This window comes from Companilactobacillus sp. HBUAS59699, from assembly GCF_036913575.1.
Lineage (GTDB): Bacteria > Bacillota > Bacilli > Lactobacillales > Lactobacillaceae > Companilactobacillus.
In genome coordinates, this window is sequence record NZ_JAYKTV010000005.1 from 12,336 (window position 1) to 33,166 (window position 20,831).

Annotated in this window: 24 protein-coding genes and 1 other RNA gene; 19 read left to right on the top strand and 6 right to left on the bottom strand. The window is 33.4% G+C overall.

Annotated elements, in window-relative coordinates:
- Window positions 1–107: 107 nt before the first annotated feature.
- Window positions 108–1,478, bottom strand: coding sequence for an FAD-dependent oxidoreductase (locus U8519_RS09840; protein ID WP_334330139.1), 1,371 nt, complete (start codon window positions 1,476–1,478; stop codon window positions 108–110).
- A 143-nt stretch (window positions 1,479–1,621) separates the two neighbouring features.
- Entirely contained in the window at window positions 1,622–1,981 is a 360-nt protein-coding gene (locus U8519_RS09845; RefSeq protein WP_334330140.1) for an ArsR/SmtB family transcription factor, read from the bottom strand.
- A 43-nt stretch (window positions 1,982–2,024) separates the two neighbouring features.
- Here U8519_RS09845 and U8519_RS09850 point away from each other — a divergent pair, with 43 nt between their 5' ends.
- Window positions 2,025–2,594 (top strand): cadmium resistance transporter, encoded by a 570-nt coding sequence (locus U8519_RS09850; RefSeq protein ID WP_334330141.1) that lies wholly within the window; start codon window positions 2,025–2,027, stop codon window positions 2,592–2,594.
- 247 nt (window positions 2,595–2,841) lie between these two features.
- Here the strand turns inward: U8519_RS09850 and U8519_RS09855 are convergent, their stop codons facing one another.
- Both U8519_RS09855 and U8519_RS09860 read right to left on the bottom strand, forming a co-directional pair.
- Window positions 2,842–4,008 (bottom strand): site-specific integrase, encoded by a 1,167-nt coding sequence (locus U8519_RS09855; RefSeq protein ID WP_334330142.1) that lies wholly within the window; start codon window positions 4,006–4,008, stop codon window positions 2,842–2,844.
- Window positions 4,009–4,052: 44 nt separating this feature from the next.
- Complete coding sequence (locus U8519_RS09860) at window positions 4,053–4,649, bottom strand: helix-turn-helix domain-containing protein (protein ID WP_334330143.1); 597 nt, start codon at window positions 4,647–4,649, stop codon at window positions 4,053–4,055.
- A gap of 136 nt (window positions 4,650–4,785) precedes the next feature.
- On the opposite strand from U8519_RS09860, the gene U8519_RS09865 reads away from it, so the two are divergent.
- The 16 genes from U8519_RS09865 to U8519_RS09940 all read left to right on the top strand — a co-directional run bounded on the left by U8519_RS09865 (window position 4,786) and on the right by U8519_RS09940 (window position 14,314).
- Complete coding sequence (locus U8519_RS09865; RefSeq protein WP_334330144.1) at window positions 4,786–4,977, top strand: helix-turn-helix domain-containing protein; 192 nt, start codon at window positions 4,786–4,788, stop codon at window positions 4,975–4,977.
- A 12-nt stretch (window positions 4,978–4,989) separates the two neighbouring features.
- The gene (locus tag U8519_RS09870) at window positions 4,990–5,253 is read left to right on the top strand and encodes a hypothetical protein (protein ID WP_334330145.1); all 264 of its coding nucleotides are present in this window, start codon (window positions 4,990–4,992) and stop codon (window positions 5,251–5,253) included.
- Between the two features lie 80 nt (window positions 5,254–5,333).
- The gene (locus U8519_RS09875) at window positions 5,334–5,531 is read left to right on the top strand and encodes a hypothetical protein (RefSeq protein WP_334330146.1); all 198 of its coding nucleotides are present in this window, start codon (window positions 5,334–5,336) and stop codon (window positions 5,529–5,531) included.
- A gap of 244 nt (window positions 5,532–5,775) precedes the next feature.
- Window positions 5,776–6,072: a hypothetical protein gene (locus U8519_RS09880; RefSeq protein ID WP_334330147.1), complete on the top strand. Its 297-nt coding sequence runs from the start codon at window positions 5,776–5,778 to the stop codon at window positions 6,070–6,072.
- Window positions 6,073–6,885 carry a bifunctional DNA primase/polymerase gene (locus tag U8519_RS09885; RefSeq protein ID WP_334330148.1) on the top strand — a complete coding sequence of 271 codons (813 nt, stop codon included), beginning with the start codon at window positions 6,073–6,075 and terminating at the stop codon, window positions 6,883–6,885.
- Entirely contained in the window at window positions 6,885–8,297 is a 1,413-nt protein-coding gene (locus tag U8519_RS09890; protein WP_334330149.1) for a virulence-associated E family protein, read from the top strand. The genes U8519_RS09885 and U8519_RS09890 overlap by 1 nt, the downstream gene beginning before the upstream one ends.
- A 422-nt stretch (window positions 8,298–8,719) precedes the next feature.
- A complete protein-coding gene (locus U8519_RS09895; RefSeq protein ID WP_334330150.1) occupies window positions 8,720–9,079 on the top strand; it encodes a hypothetical protein in 360 nt (119 codons plus the stop codon).
- Window positions 9,080–9,081: 2 nt separating this feature from the next.
- Window positions 9,082–9,693, top strand: coding sequence for a hypothetical protein (locus tag U8519_RS09900; protein WP_334330151.1), 612 nt, complete (start codon window positions 9,082–9,084; stop codon window positions 9,691–9,693).
- A 15-nt stretch (window positions 9,694–9,708) separates the two neighbouring features.
- Window positions 9,709–10,191 (top strand): hypothetical protein, encoded by a 483-nt coding sequence (locus U8519_RS09905; protein WP_334330152.1) that lies wholly within the window; start codon window positions 9,709–9,711, stop codon window positions 10,189–10,191.
- 82 nt (window positions 10,192–10,273) lie between these two features.
- Window positions 10,274–10,714 (top strand): hypothetical protein, encoded by a 441-nt coding sequence (locus U8519_RS09910; protein ID WP_334330153.1) that lies wholly within the window; start codon window positions 10,274–10,276, stop codon window positions 10,712–10,714.
- Between the two features lie 665 nt (window positions 10,715–11,379).
- The gene (locus U8519_RS09915; RefSeq protein WP_334330154.1) at window positions 11,380–11,625 is read left to right on the top strand and encodes a hypothetical protein; all 246 of its coding nucleotides are present in this window, start codon (window positions 11,380–11,382) and stop codon (window positions 11,623–11,625) included.
- Between the two features lie 29 nt (window positions 11,626–11,654).
- Window positions 11,655–11,894 carry a hypothetical protein gene (locus U8519_RS09920; RefSeq protein ID WP_334330155.1) on the top strand — a complete coding sequence of 80 codons (240 nt, stop codon included), beginning with the start codon at window positions 11,655–11,657 and terminating at the stop codon, window positions 11,892–11,894.
- Between the two features lie 179 nt (window positions 11,895–12,073).
- Window positions 12,074–12,535 carry a hypothetical protein gene (locus U8519_RS09925; protein ID WP_334330156.1) on the top strand — a complete coding sequence of 154 codons (462 nt, stop codon included), beginning with the start codon at window positions 12,074–12,076 and terminating at the stop codon, window positions 12,533–12,535.
- Window positions 12,536–12,577: 42 nt separating this feature from the next.
- Window positions 12,578–12,805 (top strand): hypothetical protein, encoded by a 228-nt coding sequence (locus U8519_RS09930; RefSeq protein ID WP_334330157.1) that lies wholly within the window; start codon window positions 12,578–12,580, stop codon window positions 12,803–12,805.
- A gap of 101 nt (window positions 12,806–12,906) precedes the next feature.
- Window positions 12,907–13,617, top strand: a complete 711-nt coding sequence (locus tag U8519_RS09935) for a hypothetical protein (RefSeq protein WP_334330158.1) — start codon at window positions 12,907–12,909, stop codon at window positions 13,615–13,617.
- 100 nt (window positions 13,618–13,717) lie between these two features.
- Window positions 13,718–14,314: a DUF4429 domain-containing protein gene (locus tag U8519_RS09940; RefSeq protein ID WP_334330159.1), complete on the top strand. Its 597-nt coding sequence runs from the start codon at window positions 13,718–13,720 to the stop codon at window positions 14,312–14,314.
- Window positions 14,315–14,934: 620 nt separating this feature from the next.
- Here the strand turns inward: U8519_RS09940 and ssrA are convergent.
- Window positions 14,935–15,302, bottom strand: a transfer-messenger RNA (tmRNA) gene (gene ssrA, locus U8519_RS09945).
- A gap of 137 nt (window positions 15,303–15,439) precedes the next feature.
- The gene (locus U8519_RS09950) at window positions 15,440–17,944 is read right to left on the bottom strand and encodes an isopeptide-forming domain-containing fimbrial protein (RefSeq protein ID WP_334330160.1); all 2,505 of its coding nucleotides are present in this window, start codon (window positions 17,942–17,944) and stop codon (window positions 15,440–15,442) included.
- 245 nt (window positions 17,945–18,189) lie between these two features.
- Between U8519_RS09950 and U8519_RS09955 the strand changes: the two genes are divergently transcribed.
- Window positions 18,190–20,121, top strand: coding sequence for a Dam family site-specific DNA-(adenine-N6)-methyltransferase (locus tag U8519_RS09955; protein WP_334330161.1), 1,932 nt, complete (start codon window positions 18,190–18,192; stop codon window positions 20,119–20,121).
- An 82-nt stretch (window positions 20,122–20,203) separates the two neighbouring features.
- Window positions 20,204–20,830 (top strand): DUF3862 domain-containing protein, encoded by a 627-nt coding sequence (locus U8519_RS09960; protein WP_334330162.1) that lies wholly within the window; start codon window positions 20,204–20,206, stop codon window positions 20,828–20,830.
- Window position 20,831 lies beyond the last annotated feature (1 nt).

Below are 20,831 nucleotides of genomic sequence, written 5' to 3' on the forward strand. Positions count from 1 at the left end.
AATACCAATTTTTTGAGTTAAGTCGTGTTTTTTAGAATTTATTAAAGAAAATTCAAAAAAATAGCGAGATCCAAAAAAATTTAGATCTCGTTAATTAGTGAATCAGTTTAGAATTTATCTTCATGCAAGGCATGTTGAGCAGCTAAGTTCAATAGGCTCCATTGACGATCGAATCCAGGTTGGAAGAAGAAGTCAGCTTCTGCTAAGTCTTCAAGCTTTAATTTGTTTTCGATTGCTAAAGCCAGAACATTGCCTTGAGCAGTGATGTCATATTTAGAAAGAACGGCGCCACCAAGAATTTGATGACTATCAGGATTGTATGCTAGATAGACATGAACTTTGGTATTTCCCTTGTCAGCAGGAACGTAAATCGGACGCAATGTATCACTGTAGAATGATGTTGCAATATTCACACCGGCACGTTTGGCTGTAAATGAGTTCAAGCCGCTTTCAGCAAAGTGATAATCAAAGACGCTCAATGCTGATGAACCAACGACACCCTTGAATGGAAGAGCTGGAGTATCTTCAAATAAATGTTTAACGACATATCTAGCTTCACGACGGACAACAGTTGCCAAAGCTATTGGAACATGTGTCTCAGCAGGGATGGAGTAGGCAAGTGTAGCATCTCCCATGGCGTAGACGTCAGGTACGTTAGTTCTTAAGTATTCATCAGTCTTGATCCAGCCACGGTCATCCAGATCGACAACACCCTTGAGCCAATCAGTATTAGGCTTTACACCAGCAGCTTGAATTACTAGGTCAGTTGGGTATTCACCCGTCTTAGTTTTAACTGCAGTTACTTTGTCATCGCCAATGTATTTTTCAATTTGAGCGTTCATGACAACGTCAACACCATTCTTGATCAAGTGTTTTTCAAGAATTGAAGTCATATCTTCATCAAGATAAGTTCCAAGTGGACGATCAATGACATCCATCAAGGTAACTTCCTTGCCAGCTTTAGTTGCTGCTTCAGCGGCTTCGATACCAATATAGCCGGCACCAACAACGGTGATGTGTTTAGTTTCAGGATCATTTAACTTTGCCTTGATCTTAGTTGCCCAGTCATATCCTCTCATGAGATAGACGTTCTCTAAGTCGTTTCCCGGAATAGGGAGTGACTTAGGAGTGACACCGGAGCTAAGAATCAATTTGTCATATTCATAATCTTTGGTTTCGTTAGTAGTTGAATCTAAGACCGAAACAGTCTTGTTGTCCGCATTGATCTTTTGAACCAAATGGTTATTTAAAATGTGAACATTATCTTGTGGAAAACTCTTTTCACTGAAGTTTCTAACGTCGTTAACGTCAGTAACACTGTCTTCCAAGAATAATTCCATACCGCAAGACATGAATGAGATGAAATCTCCAGCCTCAAATAAGGTGATATCGACATCATTATATCTGTTTAATAACTCAATAATAGATTGATGACCACCATGTGATGCACCGACAATAACAATTTTCTTCTTTGACATGCAAAAGCCTCCTGTATATTAATAAAAATATTTTTAATTAAATATAATGTACATCTTTAGGTTATGTCATTTTGAAAACGTTATCAACAGATTACTTGTATATTGTTAAAATTGAGCAAAATTATATTAATAATTGTTTTGGATTACTCACCATGTTTTTTACCACGCATGACGTGATCGGCATGTTCTAGAGTTTCATTGATAACGTCTAAAATATGTGGATCATTTAGTTTATAATAACTAGCTTTGCCATTTTTGCGGAAGCTTACTAATTGATATCGACGTAATAGAGCAAGTTGATGTGATACAGCTGATTGCTCTATTCCTAGTAATTCAACGATTTGACTGACATTTAATTCTCTTTGCTCGAGAATATTCAGCATTTGTAATCTAGTTGGATTATTTAGTATTTTAATAATTTTTTGAGTTTCATTAAGTAATTCAGGTTCAATTAATTTAATCTCGTCCAATTCAATTCCTCCTAAATATGTTGAATTATTCATATGATAGTATTATCATATGAATTGATTTGAGTGGAGTGATAATATGATAAAAACAATTTTGACTGGTGTAACGGCCTATATATCTACTAGTATAGACTATTTAATAATTTTAATGATTATTTTCGGGTCTACTAAACATAATCAAAAATGGTTAGTCTATATCGGGGATATTTTAGGTACATCGATCTTGGTAATAACCAGTTTAATATTGGCATTTGTTTTGGGCTTCATCCCTGATGAGTGGGTTTTAGGATTGTTAGGTATTATACCGGTGCTTATGGGACTTAAACTATTATTCTTTGGTGAGGATGATGACGATGCTGAAGTGGAGAATAGTCTCAAGAAACGATCGAGTGTGGTTTTGAATGTAGCGATGATCACCATTGCTACTTGTGGAGCTGATAATATTGGTATCTATGTGCCGATATTTGTACAATCAAGTTTGAGTAGTTTGATAGTTATTTTAGTTACTTTTTTCTTTATGATGACGCTGTTTTGTTATATCGGATATTTGTTAGTTAGAATTCCTAAAGTGGCTGCTATATTAGAAAGATGGGGAAGATATATTACTGCGGTCGTATATATTGGCCTGGGGTTATTTATACTTATTTAAAGTGGAACTTTTGCGCATATTTTTTGATTACTGTGGATCTGATTTATTAAGGTATTGGAAGTTTTTAGTATAAACAAAAAGCCAGTTATACCAGTGCTTTCAGCACTCAATATAACTGGCTATTTTTTAATTAGTGGAGATGAGGGGTATTGCACCCACTAATTTTAATAACGTTGTTATAGCAAGTCTGATAAGACTTTTTAACTCATTAAAAATATGCTTGACTACCAAAATGACTACCATACACCTAAAAATCTAGAAAATTAACCAGTTTTTGTACGGCCTGTTCGTCTTGCTGTTGAGTAACATGAGTATATATATTCAAAGTTGTTTCAGCGTCCTCGTGTCCTAAACGTTCTTGAACTTCTTTAATGGTTGCACCAGCCGCAAACAGAGCACTAGCGTGGCTATGTCTAAAGCCATGTATACTTATATAAGGTAACTTTACGCTATCCTTTTTTATACGTTCGTTGATAGTATCAAGCCACTTTTTAGGTGTGTTAAGTGATTTAAACGTGTTTTTAGTTGTAGCAAACATTAATTGATCTGGATCATTGGAATTAAAACCAAGCATAAATAAATTGCGCTTTTGTTCCAATTTCCATTTTTTAAGATAAAATAAAGTAGTAGAATCTAATGAAATTGTGCGATTGCCTTTTTTAGTCTTAGTTGCTTGTATGATTTGTTTGCCTCGTTCACTTTGAGTAAGTGTTTTATTAATACTCAAGGTGTTTTTTTGTGTATACAAGTCATTCCATGTAAGAGCTAAACACTCACCACGTCTGATACCTGTGAATGCCAATAAGCGAAATAGGGTATATCGCTCTAATTCTTTATCAGGATTAATGTAACTAAAGAAGGTCTGAAGCTGTGACTTATCCCAAAAGTTTGGCTTCTTTTTACCAGGATTAGCATGTTTTTTAGGCATAATCGTACGACTTGCAGGGTTATCAGTTATATAACCTTGTCGTATGGCGTATTCAAACACTGATTTTGTGTAGTTGTACCATACAGTATAATTATGGGTTGTTATCTTAAACCACTTGTTAAGAGACGTTTGACATTGTGCGGTTGTAATCGTTCTAATGCGATAACGTCCCAGTGCAGGTAGGATGTGATTTTGGAACATCCCGTCTGTTCTTGCCCAAGTACTTTCACGAACGGTATTAATATAACTTTGATACCATTCAAGGTAAACTTGTTCAAATGTTTTGTTACACTGTTGAACGGTTGTGATTCCTTGAGTAGCTTCAAACTCAACCCGTTTTAATTCCATTTTTGCAGCTCTTTCAGTATTGAAACCACGCCGGGTTGTTCTTTTAGCTTTGCCGGTCTGTGGATCAATACCAAGATAAGCACGAAACATATAGGCGGTTGTACCGTCTTTTTTTGTGTACTTTTTTATTTTAGTCATTACTATTTCTCCTAACGCTGGTGGGCGGGTTAGAGAAAAAATGATTATTTTTTCTTACTTATGGTTATGCTTGATATTTCTTTACGTGCGTTACTTAATACATTTTGAATTTGTTTGTAAGTAGCTGGATTCATATCATCATAAAAAGTTGATTTTATTTCTGTTTTTGTTCTATTTGAAATATCACTAGGTAAATTAGCTACTTTTTTAGGATCTTGATATTTGATAGTAACTTCATTAGTTAAGTGAAGTAATTGACTGTCTACGAAGCGTTTAACGCCTATATCACTTTCACCATCCTCATTAAGGATAGTCACAGCTTTATTTATTTGGTCATATAATGGTTCATTACCTGTTAAGTGCCGTGTGCTAATTAAGTAATCAATTTCGGCTGTTAATTCATTTTTGGAATAGCCTGTATTTTTTTCCCACAGTTCCCAGCCGTTGGGGTCGTCTGATACCCCCATTAGATAAGGAGTAGGTACTTGTAAAATATCTGCTAGTTTTTCCCAAGTATCTAATTTGGGTTCACGTTGTCCTTTTTCATACAAACTAATAGATTGTGGAGTAGTGTCTAGCATTGTGGCAATTTTAGCTTGACTTATATTTTTGGCTTTACGAATTTCACGTATTCTATTCAAAATTATTCACATCCTCTTTTCTACAATATTAAGATAAAACAGATGGAACTGCAACAAAATGTTGACTTGTAGAAAAAATAAGCTTATATTATCTATATCAACAAAATGTTGATATTGGTAAAAGGATGTGAGCACAGTGAAACTACCAAGTGACTTACCGAAAGCATTAGGGCGTAAGCGTGGAGAGCTTAATATTTCAGTTTTGGGACTTGCCAAAGAAACGGGTGTTAGCCGTTGGACGTTAGATAAAATTTTGAATGGAACGGCTGAAAATATTAATCCTTCAACGTTAGAAAAAATAAATTATTGGCTGTATCAGCATATTTAGGAGGTGAATAGTATGGCTCAAGGAATAACAGTAATGCTAGATGAAAATGATTCAGCAACTTTACGTAAACAAGTGTACAAAATGATCACTGATGAAATTGAAAAGGCTAGACGTGATGCGGGTTTGGACAAGCAATATTTAAAACGCAAGGATGCTATTAAGTTTGCGGGCGTATCAGGTAGTACATTCGATTCGTGGCTAATACCGTCACATAAGATTGAAGGCATCACGCTTTATAGTAAAAAGGATATTCAAGAATTTATAGAATTACATTAAATTAAAGTCTGGTGGGCGGAGTTAAGTAATTCTATAAATATGGATAAAAGATGAATAAAAAATAATGGAGATAAACAATTATGTGGAATGAAGAGGAACAGGCTAAAGCAATTCAAGAACGTATTAATGATATTGATATATATTTAGATGCTTTAAAGGGAAATAGCACAATTACAATTTTTGATGGTAATAACAAACGTGTAGTACCTCAATGTGATTTAGCAAATAAAATTGCTCAAGATGCGAAAGATATCGCTGATATTATTTTATGGAAGTAAGATATTGCAAAAAAAATGGCAAAAAAATAATCATTACTAACCGACCAAGTAAGTAATGATTATCGTGTATTTTCACAACAAATACTTTGTCATTTTAACACGTATGAAAGATTTTAATCAGAAATAATGAGGAAATTCAGCAATGATCGTACAAAAAAAAGACGTACCCCCCTGTGAGATAAGTCTTTTGGTCAAGCTGTATGTTTGCCCTCATTATATAAAAATTGAGGGAGATTTTCAATAAATGACAAAGAGTATAGATTCACAAGAAGTTGAGGAACAGTCTTATCAAGTTGGTTTAATTAATAGTCTGATTGACATTGCCCAGGATAGTGTCAATGATCTCGGTGAAAGTTTAATTAAGTATAACAAACATGACATTACTAGTAATGAGCTGATAGGTGACATTGAATATTTTCTTCCTAAGATTGATACCTTATTATCAGTTGCTTTTGAAAAATCGGAAGTTACAAAAAACCAATTGTATAAGCTGGTTCTTGCTGATATACATACGGACATTCATAAGAAAGACGGTGATTAGTTGAATACTTATGAAATGGCTCTAAAACTAGCTAAAAATAAAGTTTATTACTATCCTACAATTTCTAATGGTAAGGGTGGCTTAAAGGGTAGCCACGGTATGAAAGATGCTGTTAATGATGAATCAATGGCAAAAAAATGGTTTTGGGGTACCAATAACAATATCGCTATTAATCTTAAGAAATCTAAATTAATAGTTGTTGATGTGGATCTAGGTCATGCAAGCGGGGTTAATGGTAAGAATAATTTAGTGAGGGTGTTTAAAGAATACGGAAAATTGCCGAATGATACTTTGATTGAAAAAACACCACATGGTGGTATCCATTATTTTTTCAAGTTGCCTAAACGTATTCGAGTAAAAAATATTATTAGTGCTTTTTATGATAAATCTGGTATTGACCTAATGACAACTAATATACTAATTTATCCTAGCTCTATTGATGGCAATGGTTATCAGCAGGTATCGGGCTCTTATGATGATATAAAGCCCATACCAAGTTGGTTATTGGAATACCTTAGTAAACAAAGCAATAGTGTTAGAGGTAGCAACAATATTATTAACGGTAACTATAAAAAATATACTGGTAAGTTGTTAGATTCAATTGTTCGGGGTGCTGGTAAAGGAAGTAGAAACGATTTTATTACTCGTATTGCTGGTAGCCTTCTAGCGGTTGGAACAGATGCACAGAATGTATATGAATTATTGATAGTAATTAATCAGCACTTTGTTACACCATCTCTTTCAACTAAAGAACTTGATAATATTTATTATTCAATAGTTACAAGAGAGCTCAATAGATTGAAGGTGAAGTGATGGAGAAAGAATTACAAAATAAAATTAAAGAGCTATCACAGAGCCAAAACGATACTAATAAAATTATTGATCTGTGGAAAGAAAAATTTCTTAAGACCGATAAAGGAACACCCCGTTCAAATTCTAGTAAAAATGTCTATTTAATACTTCAAAATGATGCCAGGTTAAAAGGGTTACTTCAATACAATGAATTTTCTGAGCAAATTGTTAAGAGGGTTCCTAACGAATCATTAAATACTCTACCGGGTGATTGGCAGGATAGTGATGATTCTAAACTTAAATTATTTATTGAAGAAAATTATGGTTATGTAGCTACTCGTGATGCTATCGGTGATGCAATTATTAAGTTTAGTATGGATCATTCTTTTAACCCAATCAAAGAGCGAATCGAATCAGTGGCCTGGGACGGTACCCCGAGAGTAGAAACGTTTTTTATAGACTATCTAGGTACAGAGGATAGCGAGTACGTTCGGGAGATTACTAAGCGTTGGTTAACGGGTGCAGTGGCAAGAGTTTACCGGCCTGGTATCAAATTTGAAATTGTTCCCATTCTATTTGGGGGGCAGGGGATTGGGAAGAGTACTCTTGCAGGTTCTATTTACCGTGATTATTTCTTAGATGAATTAGATTCAATGGGGAAACAAAAAGATGACTTTCAAAAGTTAAAAGGTAAGTGGATCGTGGAAATTGGTGAACTATCAGCAATGAGACGAACAGACGTAGAACATGTTAAGTCATTTATATCAGCACAGAGTGATAACTACCGCCCTAGTTTTGGAAAATATGCGACCGATCACCCCAGAAAATCGGTTTTCATTGGTACATCAAACCCACCTGAATTCTTGAAGGATAAGACAGGTAATAGGCGTTTTTTCCCAATTGAATGTGATATTCAAGAAAAGAAAAAAGACCCGTTTAATATTGATGATGCTGATGTTCTTCAAGTTTTGGCAGAAGCTAAAGTGATGTACGACAACGGCGTAAAAATATTTGTTGATACAGAATTACAAAAGGTTTCAGAAAAATATCAAAAAGATTCAATGATTCAAGATCCAACTGAAGAACAAATTTTGTCTTACATTGATATGCTGGTACCCATTAACTGGAATGATTACACAGTTTTTAAAAAGGAACGGTATTTCGATAGATTTAATAAAAATGAAGGCTTCATTGATAAATCTGGAAACACATTATCTAATGATGAATTGGTACAGATTAATCAAGTAACCACAAATGATATTTTACAAGTCGCCTTTAATATTAGTAGCGATCAGTTACTTTCAGCATCACGTGGAAACGTGGGCAAACAAATTTCTGATGTTATGAACAATTTAGATAATTGGAAAAGAAATAAGCATATTTATAGAACAGAAAATCGCCCTAATGGTACACGGGGTTATATTCGTAAATAAAACCTTGGGACATGTGGGGGCATGTTTGGGACATGATAAATTGCTGACATGCCCCAAAGACAATATCAGTATTATCAAGGCTTACAGACATAATGGGACATGTGGGGCATGTAAATCACATAAAGTTATAAATAAAGTATTTGTATATGTGAGATATTACTTTTTTTGAAAGTTTGAAACATACATGTATCATGCCCCAGATTGGTAAAATTTATTCTAAACGCTTGAGTGACAAGGGTTTATTAAGTGGGGCATGTAAAAAATAATTGGCTATGTGATGCCCCATTTAATATGGCGTTTCCCAATTCAGTATGTAATAGACAGAAAATAAAGTTCCACAATCATCAATAATCGTTTTTTCTGGTACTAGCAATTGGAAAATACGGTGCATATTCATATAATTGCGAAAGGTAAAAATAAAGGTGAATATCAAACAAATTGACGAACAAAAACAATTAATAAAAAAAATACACTTCCCTTTGGTAGGAGAGTGTACTAAATATGATGATCCAAAACGATTTTTGGAACTTCCTTTGTGGAAACAAAATAAGTTAGTTGATTGGATATTGAATAAATTAGAGCCTAGCAAAAGTATTAATCATGCGTGTAGTTCTTATGGATTAAAACACTATTTTAGTAATGATAATGGTGGCTTTTACATTAAGAACGGTGCATTCAAAGGCGCAATGATAGTAGCTGGTTTTAAAGTTGCTAATAAGCAATCTCAAAATTGGAATTTTAATATCAAACAGAAAAGTATTACAAATTTAAGGAGAATATAAAAATGACTAAACTAAATGAAATTGAATCAAAATTATCAAATATCCTAGAAAGTAATAAAAATGAAATTCAAAATTATGTAGTAAAAATTGGTACTGCTGATGAAGCTATTCATGATGCTAATGATGAGTTAAAAAACGCTGAAATGAATGTGAATGTTAATGATTACAATACCGCTAAAAATAATATTTGGTCAGCAAAACACGCCAAAGAATTATATGAAAAAACAAAAAATAAATTGGAAAATAAACCTCTAATTGATCGGGAACAATATAAATCCTTATTAATTGAAATTAAAGAAACCGCCGATAATGAACAGGATGAATTAAATAAAAAGGCTATTGATCTTATTAAGAATATTCATACTATTGCTGATGAATCAAGGGAAATCACTAGTAAAGCTAATGAATTGATAAGTAAGTTGCAACGAAACATTTATAGAGAACCAGAGGGCAATATAGATAATGCCAATGGTGGTACAACTTGGTCTAGTGATGAAACGTATAAGGCTAATGTTTCAGTAGGTGGATTCTATACGAGCCGTATCAAAGGAACCCGACTATCTAAACTAGCCGGTGAAGAACCACAACGCGAACGCAATTCTTACTGGGGTTAATAGGAGAATATAAAAATGACAGAAAATAAATATATTGATTTAAATGCAATGCAGGAAAAAGCTGATAAAGAGTTTGCTGATAAGGTTCGTGAACACAATAAGAAAATTGACGAACAAAGAGAAAAGAAGGCCGAAAAGGAACATCAGGAAATGAGCCGCTTATTTAATGGTTTATCAAAATCAATTGAAAATGATGCGAAAATTGACCGTGAAAAAGAAATGAACAAAGAAAAGTCTAGAACTATTAAAAAAATTGAGGATAAGTATGATAAACAAGGCTTGGTTAAATCGGATAGTGAGAAAGAAATAGATAAAGCATATTCAAAACTGTTAGGTAATGAAGATAAGTCAAGTGAGCCGGATTTATTGAGCGTAGATAGGGAAACATATAATCATTCTTTAGGTTTTGATGAGGTCAAGAAAAGTAACCCTGATAAGGTATATTCAGGTCTTGTAAAGAAACTTAAATCAAAAGATGATGATACTTCAATACTTTAAATAATTATTTAAGTTAACATCTGAAATACTTAATTTACTTAGGTGTTTTAGATGTTTTTTTATAGATGGGGGAGTATGTTAATTGACTTATTTTGAGGAAAATAAAAAATATTTTGGTCGCTATCAAAGATATGTTAATCAGATTGAAAGACTTACAGAACGATTTAATGAGCTTAGTAAAAAGATAAGCTCTACTCATAGTAATAATCTAGATGGCATGCCTAGGAGTAGTAAGGTTCATTCATTAGATGATGATATTATTGAATTAGATGAGTTAGGTCATAGAATTAATTCAATAAAGAAAGAGAGCAGAAGCCTTAGACATGAGATAACAAATACTCTAGATCACTTGGATAATCCTGACTACTCAGCAATACTAGAGGAGCGCTTCATACATAACAAACCAATGAATGTTATTGCTGATGAAATATATAGGTCTGAGAGACAAACAGCACGCTTATATTCTAAGGTCATGAATGAATATAGGTTTGATAAAGATAGTGATGCCCCTCTATCTAATTAGTATGATGGATGTATTAGCATACCACCATACCTCCAATGTGGTGGATTCAGGCAATTGGTATGACTATCTTAAGTATAAGTAACTACTCTTTATGTATTAAGTACTACGCCATACCAGGGGTAACTGTCGTATGTGATGGTATGTGGCTTATGGTATTAGTTATTTATAGTGTGATTGCTAAGGTGATTGTATGTATTAATACATTAATAACAGTCATGGTTATCTATTAATAGAGAGAGACTCACATGGATTATTATTGATTGGTAAATATATTTTACTCACATTAATCCTTGATGGTTGTACTCATAGATAGATACAATGGCGAGCGGTGGACATGGCAGGTATGGAGTGATGGTATGTGTGTGCTGATAACTATTTTAAAATAAAAATAAAATAAATATTTTTTCTTTCATTCATCAGTATAATAAAAAATGATTCTTAAGAGACTATATTAAGCCTGTATCATGAGTTTTAAACAATTTAATAAATCTGATTGAGTCAAGAATTCAAAGGGGGCATAAGACCCCCTACGGCCTCACAGCCGGAGTTCACGCCGTCACTGTACATTTTTTCTCATGAATTTAATGGGGTGGTTTGATATAGTGGAGTTTATTATTGATTTGGTATAAGAATTACAAAAATGCTGGGAAAATAAGGTGAACCAGATGAATATGGATCAATTAAAGTTCAAAGTTATTGATGAAATGTGTGGTTACACATTTAATTATGAGAATCAACCTTGTGGCATGGAACCAGAGGTTGAAAATGGAGTATTTACTTTTGGTGCTTGGTCAGGTGATAAGAATAAAGATTATACGGATATTGATGAACTAATGATTGATAAGTTTTATTCAGGAAAATCAATGATAGAGTTACTCAATAACAATGAAATTGAATTAGATTTTATTTGATTTTAAGACGTTGAAAGTTGGTAAATAATATGAATATAGATCAGCTGAAAGCCAAGATATTAGATGACGGTTCTGGTTTTACTTTTACGTTAGATGGAAAACCATGTGGTATGGAACCAGATTCAAAGGATGCAAAGACTTATTACCCAGCTTGGTGTGGTGATAAAAGTAAGGATTTTAGTAATCTTGATGATCTAATGAATGATAAATTCTTTAGTGGCAAGTCAATGATTCAATTGATTAATGATATAGCATTGGATTTTATTTAAATGGATAGGGTGACTTTATGTTTAATTTGTTTTTAAAACCATTATTCAATGTAATTTATTGGGTATTTCGTTGAGATTGGAAAACAATAGCCAATATTTCAGTACCGATTACATTAATTGCTACTATATGGTACTGGAGATATGAAAATAGAATAAAATTCATTGTTAGAATTCGTACTTTGGTAAAAATAGCTAAAAAGGGATTTGAAGGGTTTGCATCAGGAATACAGTTAGAAATAATTAATTCAAGTTCAGAAATAATATTTATTGAGTTGTTAGGTATCAGTAGAAGAATCAATCCAGTAACTAGATTTTGTTTTTATGTTTTAAAACATATAGGAATTGATAGAAGAAAATTTTATTCGCTTTCATCTAAACCTAAATCAGAATCTAATAGTGAAAACCTAATTAAACTGATGTCAGGTGGAGAAACTAGTTATGCTATTTATGGTGCTAATTATATAAATACTTTGTCAAATATGGTTATGGATAGTAGAAAACTAACTAGAAAAATGGAAAACGATAAAGCAATTAAATTCTTTATTTCAATAAAGGTTTATGACAAAAGAATATGGGATACTATTTTTGAAGTTTCTCATGAGGAAAAAACTTATACTGATATAAAAAAGCAATTAAAATGATTTGAATGTGATTCAATGGTATAAGAAAGAGATGAATTCATAATGTTAACTTTTAAATTAATTGAGGTTCAGAATGGATTTTATCATTATGAAATCTATCCTGAAGGAGTTAAAAAGGACAAGGGAACTTTAATATTCAATCCAGAGTCAATGGAAGTAAAAGAACGGATAGAACCTAATAGTCCATTTGACTGTATTGGACATTTTTTGAATAATGTTGAAGATGAAAATGGTAATTATAAAAAATTAGGTAAAGTAGCTTGGTACTAGTGGAACCTAATAATTAAGTTGAGTTTCATTTTTGTATTATGTTATAAACTTGCAATTTAGTTTTAATTGTATGTACTTAAAAAATGATAAGAGGTACATTATTGAAATTTCTAAATGGTAGATTATTGATTAAATTTGTTGATGAAAAGTTTATACCATCAACCATGAATGGTAATATTCATTTTTCGTCATATGAATATTTCAAAAAGTTAGAAGAAGGAACTAATGACAAAGGGAAAAAGGATAATAAGGAGAATGCCGAATATGATCCTATTGATTTAAATAGACACGCTTTTTTTATTAGATTTCCTCAAAAAGGTGAACCACCCTTAAGTGCAGAGAATCAGAAAGAACGCTTTAAAGAAGCAAAATACCTTCCGTTATTAAAAGCAACTGAAATAATTAATTTTCTTGATGAAGATAAGAAATATGGTATATCAAGTTTTACTATTATGGATCCAGATAAAGACATGGAAAATGGAAAAATTAAAGCCAGTTTTATTAAAGATGTTAGTGAAATATCTAATAGTAGGAAGATATTATTATTTTCGGAGTATGATTTAATAAAATCACTTATTAAATTTGAGCAGGATAATAATTTTTATGATATTACTTGTCAGAAGGTAGAATACACAAAGAGCAACAAAGGTATAAGGAATGGTTTTCAAAAAGATCCTAAATATTCTAGACAGCATGAGTGGCGAATTAGAATAAATATGAATATCCTTAATGACAACGGGGATATATATTTACCTAGATTAGATATTGAAATTGTAAATAAACTTGAAGGAATAACAATTATTGATAAGTAAATTTGTTTACCTTTTATTTTTCACGTTAAAACATCTATATGATGGTACTCTTTAAAACTCGCTTTAATATACTTTATCTATAAATATATAGGGGATCATAATGGAATTTAAAGAGATCATTTTAAAGCATCCAGGCAAAACTATTATCAGTTATGATAATGATAAAATTACTATCACTAGAAAGGGTGCATTAAATTTTATGAATCAAGGCATTAAAGGTGCAAAAGCAGTACCTTTGAAGTTGATTACATCAATTCAACTTAAAAAGTACGGTATGACAAACGGTTATATTCAATTTGGTGTTTTGGGTGGTTTAGAATCAAGGCCGGGCGTCTTCAATGCCACTCAAGATGAGAATACTGTAATGTTTTCAAAGAAATACTATGATAATATGGTTGAATTAAAAGAAAATATTGAAAAAATTATTTTTAGTAAATCATCTGATAATCAGTCAGTTTTAAGTACAGCAATTGTGGAAAAAACAAGAGGAGTGAGTTTTATGAATTTAGAACAATATCTTGGAAAGAAAATTAAAGTGGTATTTATTGATAACCAAGTACTTGAGGGAGTTTGTAATACTTTCACACCCAAGTTTGATACTGATGATGAACTTTATAATGAAATAACAATTCAGACAACAAGAAGTAAGTACGTTGGTTTTAATGAAAGTGAAATAAAATCTATTGAAGTAATTTAAAAGCACTTAATCGTGAACTTGATTGAGTGCTATTTTTTACATCAGGAAAACAAGTAAGGAAATAGTATCGTTGTTATTTTTTGTAGCCGTGTTAGTGTTAATCGTTATTAATTAGCGTTAGTGTTAGGGGTAATGTAAAGCTATAAAAGAGCGTAATACAATACTGTTATACGTGATATATGACTAAGTACATTGAATAGTCAGGAAAAATTATATGTAAGAGATATTGTAGACTGTAATTGAAAGCTTTTGTATTAGTCGCAATATTTAATCATTGTTATGGTTATCAGAAATAAAGTACAATTGGGTATGATAGATTTTCTTGATATCTATCCAATATACATAAATTCATGAGAAAATTTAGTGTAGTTTTTTAATAGTATCGGGGGATATTATTTTAGGTCTGGTTAAGGTACCAGACTTATTTTTTTTTATTAAAAAAGCCACCACATAAAAATGTGATGACAACCGCCCGACCAGTAATATTATTTTTAATCTAATTGACTACCATTTTGACTACCACGAATCTAATTTATTATGATATTGAAAATTCTTAATATAAACAAAAAGCCAGTTATACCAGTGCTTTCAGCACTCAATATAACTGGCTATTGTTTAATTAGTGGAGATGAGGGGAATCGAACCCCTGTCCAAGCATAATGCTATGTAAGCTTCTACACTCATAGTTGTACTATTTGAAATTTCGCCACTATGAACGCCGCACAACCTGGCTAGCCACAGCGGCTAACCCCGATTAATCTCTTTTTAACTTGTTCAGGCTGGACAAATCAAACGTAGCTCAATTAATTTGAGACCCGGCTCTGACCCTTGAGCAAAGTCAGACGGATCACGACTAGACTGTTTTTAGGCAGCTAGTGCGTAAGAATTATTATTTTTTGCAGTTATAATAAACTGTGTGTTTTTACGGAACACGAAAACCGAAGTGCAGCCCACACGCTATTACACATGTCGAATCCAGAACATCCCCAAGATGTTCTATACAATAATAACGAATTTATTGGAATTTGGCAAATATGTATACTTTTTAAATGTTTAGAGAAAATAAAAAGAACTAGTTATATCAACCTTATAACTAGTTCTTTTAGTATATCCATTAGTAAATTGTCATAGTGTATCTGTCATTGACCAAGTTATTGTACCGTTGTACTGTCCGGCCTTACTATTTCCAGGTACACGTAACTGCCACTTATTTGCAGCAACGTAATTAGTTAAATCAATATCATTTGGTGAACCTGTGAAACCGTTGGTGTCTATTGGAACAGGGGTCGATGAAAGAGGTTGCCAAATATTGCTGTCACCTTGTTTTTGACTAATTAATAGAGTATCTCCTCCATCTTGTACTAACTTGTTGCCATTGCTTGACATAGAACCATCACCGTCATTGTCATAACTGACACTTACTTTAAATGGGGTTTCCTGAGTGTGAGTGACAGTTAATTTACCAGTTGTGCTGACATTCTTTAGCATACGTTCGGAATCCAAACTATTGATACTTCCAAAACTGATCTTGGAAGGAACGTCATTGATTGCAGCGGTTTTAGGTGAATTCTTGACGTTAACTATGGCCGGCTCTTCAGTGTTTATACGATTATTTGCAGTACTACTACCATTAAGTCCATATAGCAGAGTAGCAGTATTTGAAAGAGACTCTTCAGTTTGACTTGTAACTTCTGCCTGATAGTTAATTGTATAAGTTGTATTATTTGTGAAAGATGATCCCATTGGGAAGTACAAATCATCAGTACCGGTACCATTATTCCATGTAACACTATTAGGAACCACTTTTAGACCATTTGGAAGTACGTTATAAAAATAAGGACTGCTTACAGTACTAGTACCATTGCTTACAAAATTAACTTGGTAGTCAATTTTATCGCCAGGCTTAGCGTCTACTTGACTTTTAAATTCGCCATTAGGATCAGTGGTATTATTTCTTACTTGTTGAGTAAAACGATATTTGAAGGCAGGAGCCTTAACTGGAATCTTAACACTGTCAGTCAGTGTTCTAGTGTCACTCAAACCTTGACTATAACCAGTGACACTTGCCTTATTAGTTAGATTACCATCTGAATCGAGATTGTATGGTGCAGTGTTGTTGATCTGAGCTTTGATAGTGTATATAGCTTCTTCCCCGTCGCCAAGAGGCGATTGGGGAGTATAGTCTATTGAGTTATTTGAAAAATCAGTTGAAGCACTAGTAATAGTTAAACCTTGAGGCATATTATCCAAAAGTTGCTTTATTATCCAATTTGAATTATAACCATCATTTCTAATTTTGATTGTAAATGTTAAATTGTCACCGACTGTATATGGTCCACTTTTACCTGATGGGCCAGTATACGTCATTTTCATTGTAGGAATTGCATAATGTTCAATAGTGGCACCAATATTAGATGAAAAACCTGCTATTGATCCAGGAGTCAAAGTTATATAAGGCCATCTTAATGTATAGGCGGAATCTTGTTTACCATCGCCATCGACAACTTTATCTTTGTTACCATTATAGTCAGTTAACAGATCGGTACCTGCTGCTGTATTAGTATCACCATTTTGTGTTGACGTTGGATCTGACGAGAAGACTAGAGTGGGGTTGCCTATTGCAGGGGCAGTACTACCTCCTGATTTACCCTTAACCCCCCAGTTACCTGGGTTTGTTAGAACTCTTCCCATAAAATCTTTGAATCCACCGTTAAGGTCATTGGTAATGAATAATTTGGAAGCAGGATCAAAAGCATTTCCAGATGCATCAATCCCACTTAATAGATACAATCCTGATTTGTTACCGATTGAATACATTGGTACGTTGTCCACAGTTTGAGTAGGGTCATTATAGGGGTCTAATCCAGTATCTTCACCATAAAATGTCTGGAACTGGGCGTTACTAGTATTGGTACTTGGATTGTAAACGTATAATTCACGTTGTACCACTGGTGCACCGCTAGGTGCTGGTCTTAAAACTATTTCTGCATAAATTGACTGTTTATAATAGTATCCAACTATTTTATATACGGCTCTATTATTTGCATCCGTCGATTTGTAAAGTATCTTGCTATTTGTACCGTCATAGGCTGAAAATTGTGCCAATAGATTGTTGTCACTATAGAAATTGGAGTCGCCTTGGCCAGTATTTAAAGCATAGTCGATTGAAGTATCTGAAGCGTTTTGAGGTTTTCCGCCAGGGCCAATGAATGAGTCTTCTCCTTGGTGTAAAATTCCGTAATATTTTCCATCATTATCCAAAAAAACATTTATTTTTGAATTAGTTATACCAGGTGCAGTACTGTTTTGGCCTAATTTAACGGTAGTGGCGCTACTTTTTTTTGTAACAGTTGTATCTCCACCTACAACCTTACCATTTGAATCACGTGCAGCACCAAAAGTATAGCCAAGTGAGTAGTTGCCACCGATAGGAATCTTTCCTATTTCGTTAGCGGTGATTTCCTTCCAGTTACTTATTCCATCATATTTTTGCATAGCTATTCCGGCATCGACAATATTTTGTTTCGAAATGGCCTGAACAGTAGTTAAAGTATGACCAAACATCAAGAACATTACCAAATTAATAAAAAAAGCGAACAATATTTTTGAAATCGTTTTAAGTGTTTTCATTTTATCCCCCTGCGAAAGAACGAAAATAAACTAGTTAACAAATTTCACATAAATAAGTCAATTATAAATATTTCTCTTAACCCAATTATAACTCCTGATAATTATATTAATAACCTATATAGCATGTTATTTTTTACGAAAATTGACATTAAAGCCTTTTTTAATAAATAGATATGCGTTTTGTCATGTTATCATTATTATATAGAAGAAACAGAGTTGGAAAATGGACGACAGAGGGTAAGAATATGAGATTTATTGGCAGTAAGGCAAGGTTATTAGAACAGATCGACGAGTTACTTACAAAGCACTTAGATGGGTCAGAAAAAAACTTTGCGGATATTTTTTCGGGTTCGAATGTTGTAAGTGAGTATTTCAAGTCAAGATATTCAATTATTACGAATGACTTGCTTTATTTCTCATATGTTCTTTCCAGAGGGGAAATAGTCCTCAACAGTCAACCAGATTTTACAGGACTGTTTAAATTGGGAATCCATAATCCTTTTGACTATTTCAACCAGTATGATGTATCTAATTATAAGGGTGACTTCATAACGAAGAACTATTCAGAAGCGGGTAAGGATAAGCGAATGTACTTTACCATTGCTAACGCGAAGAGAATTGATTTTGTGAGAACGACAATTCAGAAGTGGCGTGATGACAATGATATTACTGATAATGAATATTTTTATTTGTTAGCTTGTTTGATTGAAGCGGTACCTTATATTTCTAATACAACTGGTACTTATGGAGCTTACCTTAAGAACTTCAATGATAAGCGAGCAAGTAAACCATTAAAGTTGCAGCCGCAAAAGATTCATAATAATAAGAAGCAAAACCATGCTTACAATGAGGATGCTAACGAGTTAGTTAGAAAGATCCACGGTGATATCGTCTATATTGATACACCGTACAATATCAGACAATATGGCTCTAACTATCATTTATTGGAAACCATAGCACGGTTCGATGATCCTAAGATCCATGGTGTCAGTGGAGTAAGAGATTATACTGACCTTAAGTCGGAATATTCTGCCAAGAATAAGGCTAAGGATACAATGAAGGATCTGTTGAATAATCTACAATTCACACATGTTTTGTTGAGTTACTCGACCGATGGGATCATTCCTGAAGATGAATTGACGGAAATGATCAAAGAAGTTGCAATCGACGGCAGCGTTGAAATCATGGAGATCCCATTTAAAAAATATAATTCTAAAGTTTCTAATAATAAGAAGAAACAACTTTGCGAACTCCTCTATTATTTCAGAACGAAACACCAAGAAAACAATGACTTGTTGCAGATTCAATCTGTAGAAATATCTAAAGAAGAACCTAAATACATTAAGAGTCCGCTCAATTATGTGGGTGGTAAGTACAAGTTACTATCACAACTGATTCCTGAATTTCCCAAGAATATTGATAATATGGTCGATCTATTCAGTGGCGGGGCCAACGTTGGTATTAATGTGAAAGCTCAGAAGTATTACTTCAATGATATTAATGATCGGGTGATCGATATGTTCAAGTATTTCCAGACACATAAGTTTGAAGATATTCTTGATCGGATCAATTCCCAAATCGATAAGTATCAATTGAGTAAGGAAAATGAGCAAGGATTTTTGAAGTTGAGGGATGATTATAATAAGGATCCTAATCCATTAGATCTTTATATCTTGTCTTCGTTTAGCTTTAACTACCAGATTAGATTTAATCAAGATATGAAGTACAACAATCCTTTTGGTCGCAAGCGCAGCCGCTTCTCTAACAATATGCGTGAGAATTTACGGGAGTTTGTTACTAAGTTGCACCAGATCGATGCTACATTTACGTCTGATTATTTTAGTAACTTTGATACTTCTCAACTGACTCAAAACTCACTAGTCTATGTCGATCCACCATATCTTATCAGTGATGGAACTTATAATGATGGTGATCGTGGTTTTGGTAGTTGGACGCAGGAGCAGGAGAACGACTTATATGATTTCTTAGATTCCTTGAATGATCGTAATATTAAGTTTGCGATGTCGAATGTCTTCAGACACAAGGGACACGTCAATCAAGCGGTGATCGATTGGGCAATCAAGTACAATATTCGCCACTTGAATGCTAATTACTCCAGATCATCGTATCATCCTAATCTATTAGGAACAGATGAAGTGCTGATAACTAACTATTGATACAGTATATATGCTTAAATAATGCTAAATACCTCGGTAATTGTTAGAATTATGATGACTAACGATTATGGAGGTATTTTTAATGAACAAACCTTTTTACAAGAAAAACTGGTTTTGGTTAACAGTGATCGCTGTGTTTTTGGTAGTTACTGCCACCGGGTATGTAGTTGAAAATACTTATGATGACAAGGCTGATGAAGGTAGTTATAGCCAACAGAACTTATTCAAGAAGACGTCTGGATCCAAAACTTCTACTATTGATAAGTTCAATTCAATCAAACTTGGTGCTGGAGGTAGCAGCTTAAGAAAAGTTGAAAGAAAATTGGGCGAGGCGACCTTTATTAGTAACAATGAAGATAAGGATAATTCAACGATGACTTGGAACAATATCAAGGGCTTAGATGATGACGTCAGTATCAATATCACTTTTGAGCGCGGAATTGCGGCTACGAAATCAATCAAGGGCTTGGATATCGATCGTAAGAATGATCTAACTATGAAAGATTACAATCGTATCAAGAATGGTGACAGTTACGATCAGGTGATCGATAAGCTAGGTAATCCTGACAATTATTCAGAGTCGAATGGTGATATGACATTGATCTATACTTCAGATGTTGAAGATAAAGTTGATGATGAGACTACCTATATAAAGATCCTACTTACTAATGATGAAGTTACTGGCAAGAGTCAGGTAAATGTACAATAAA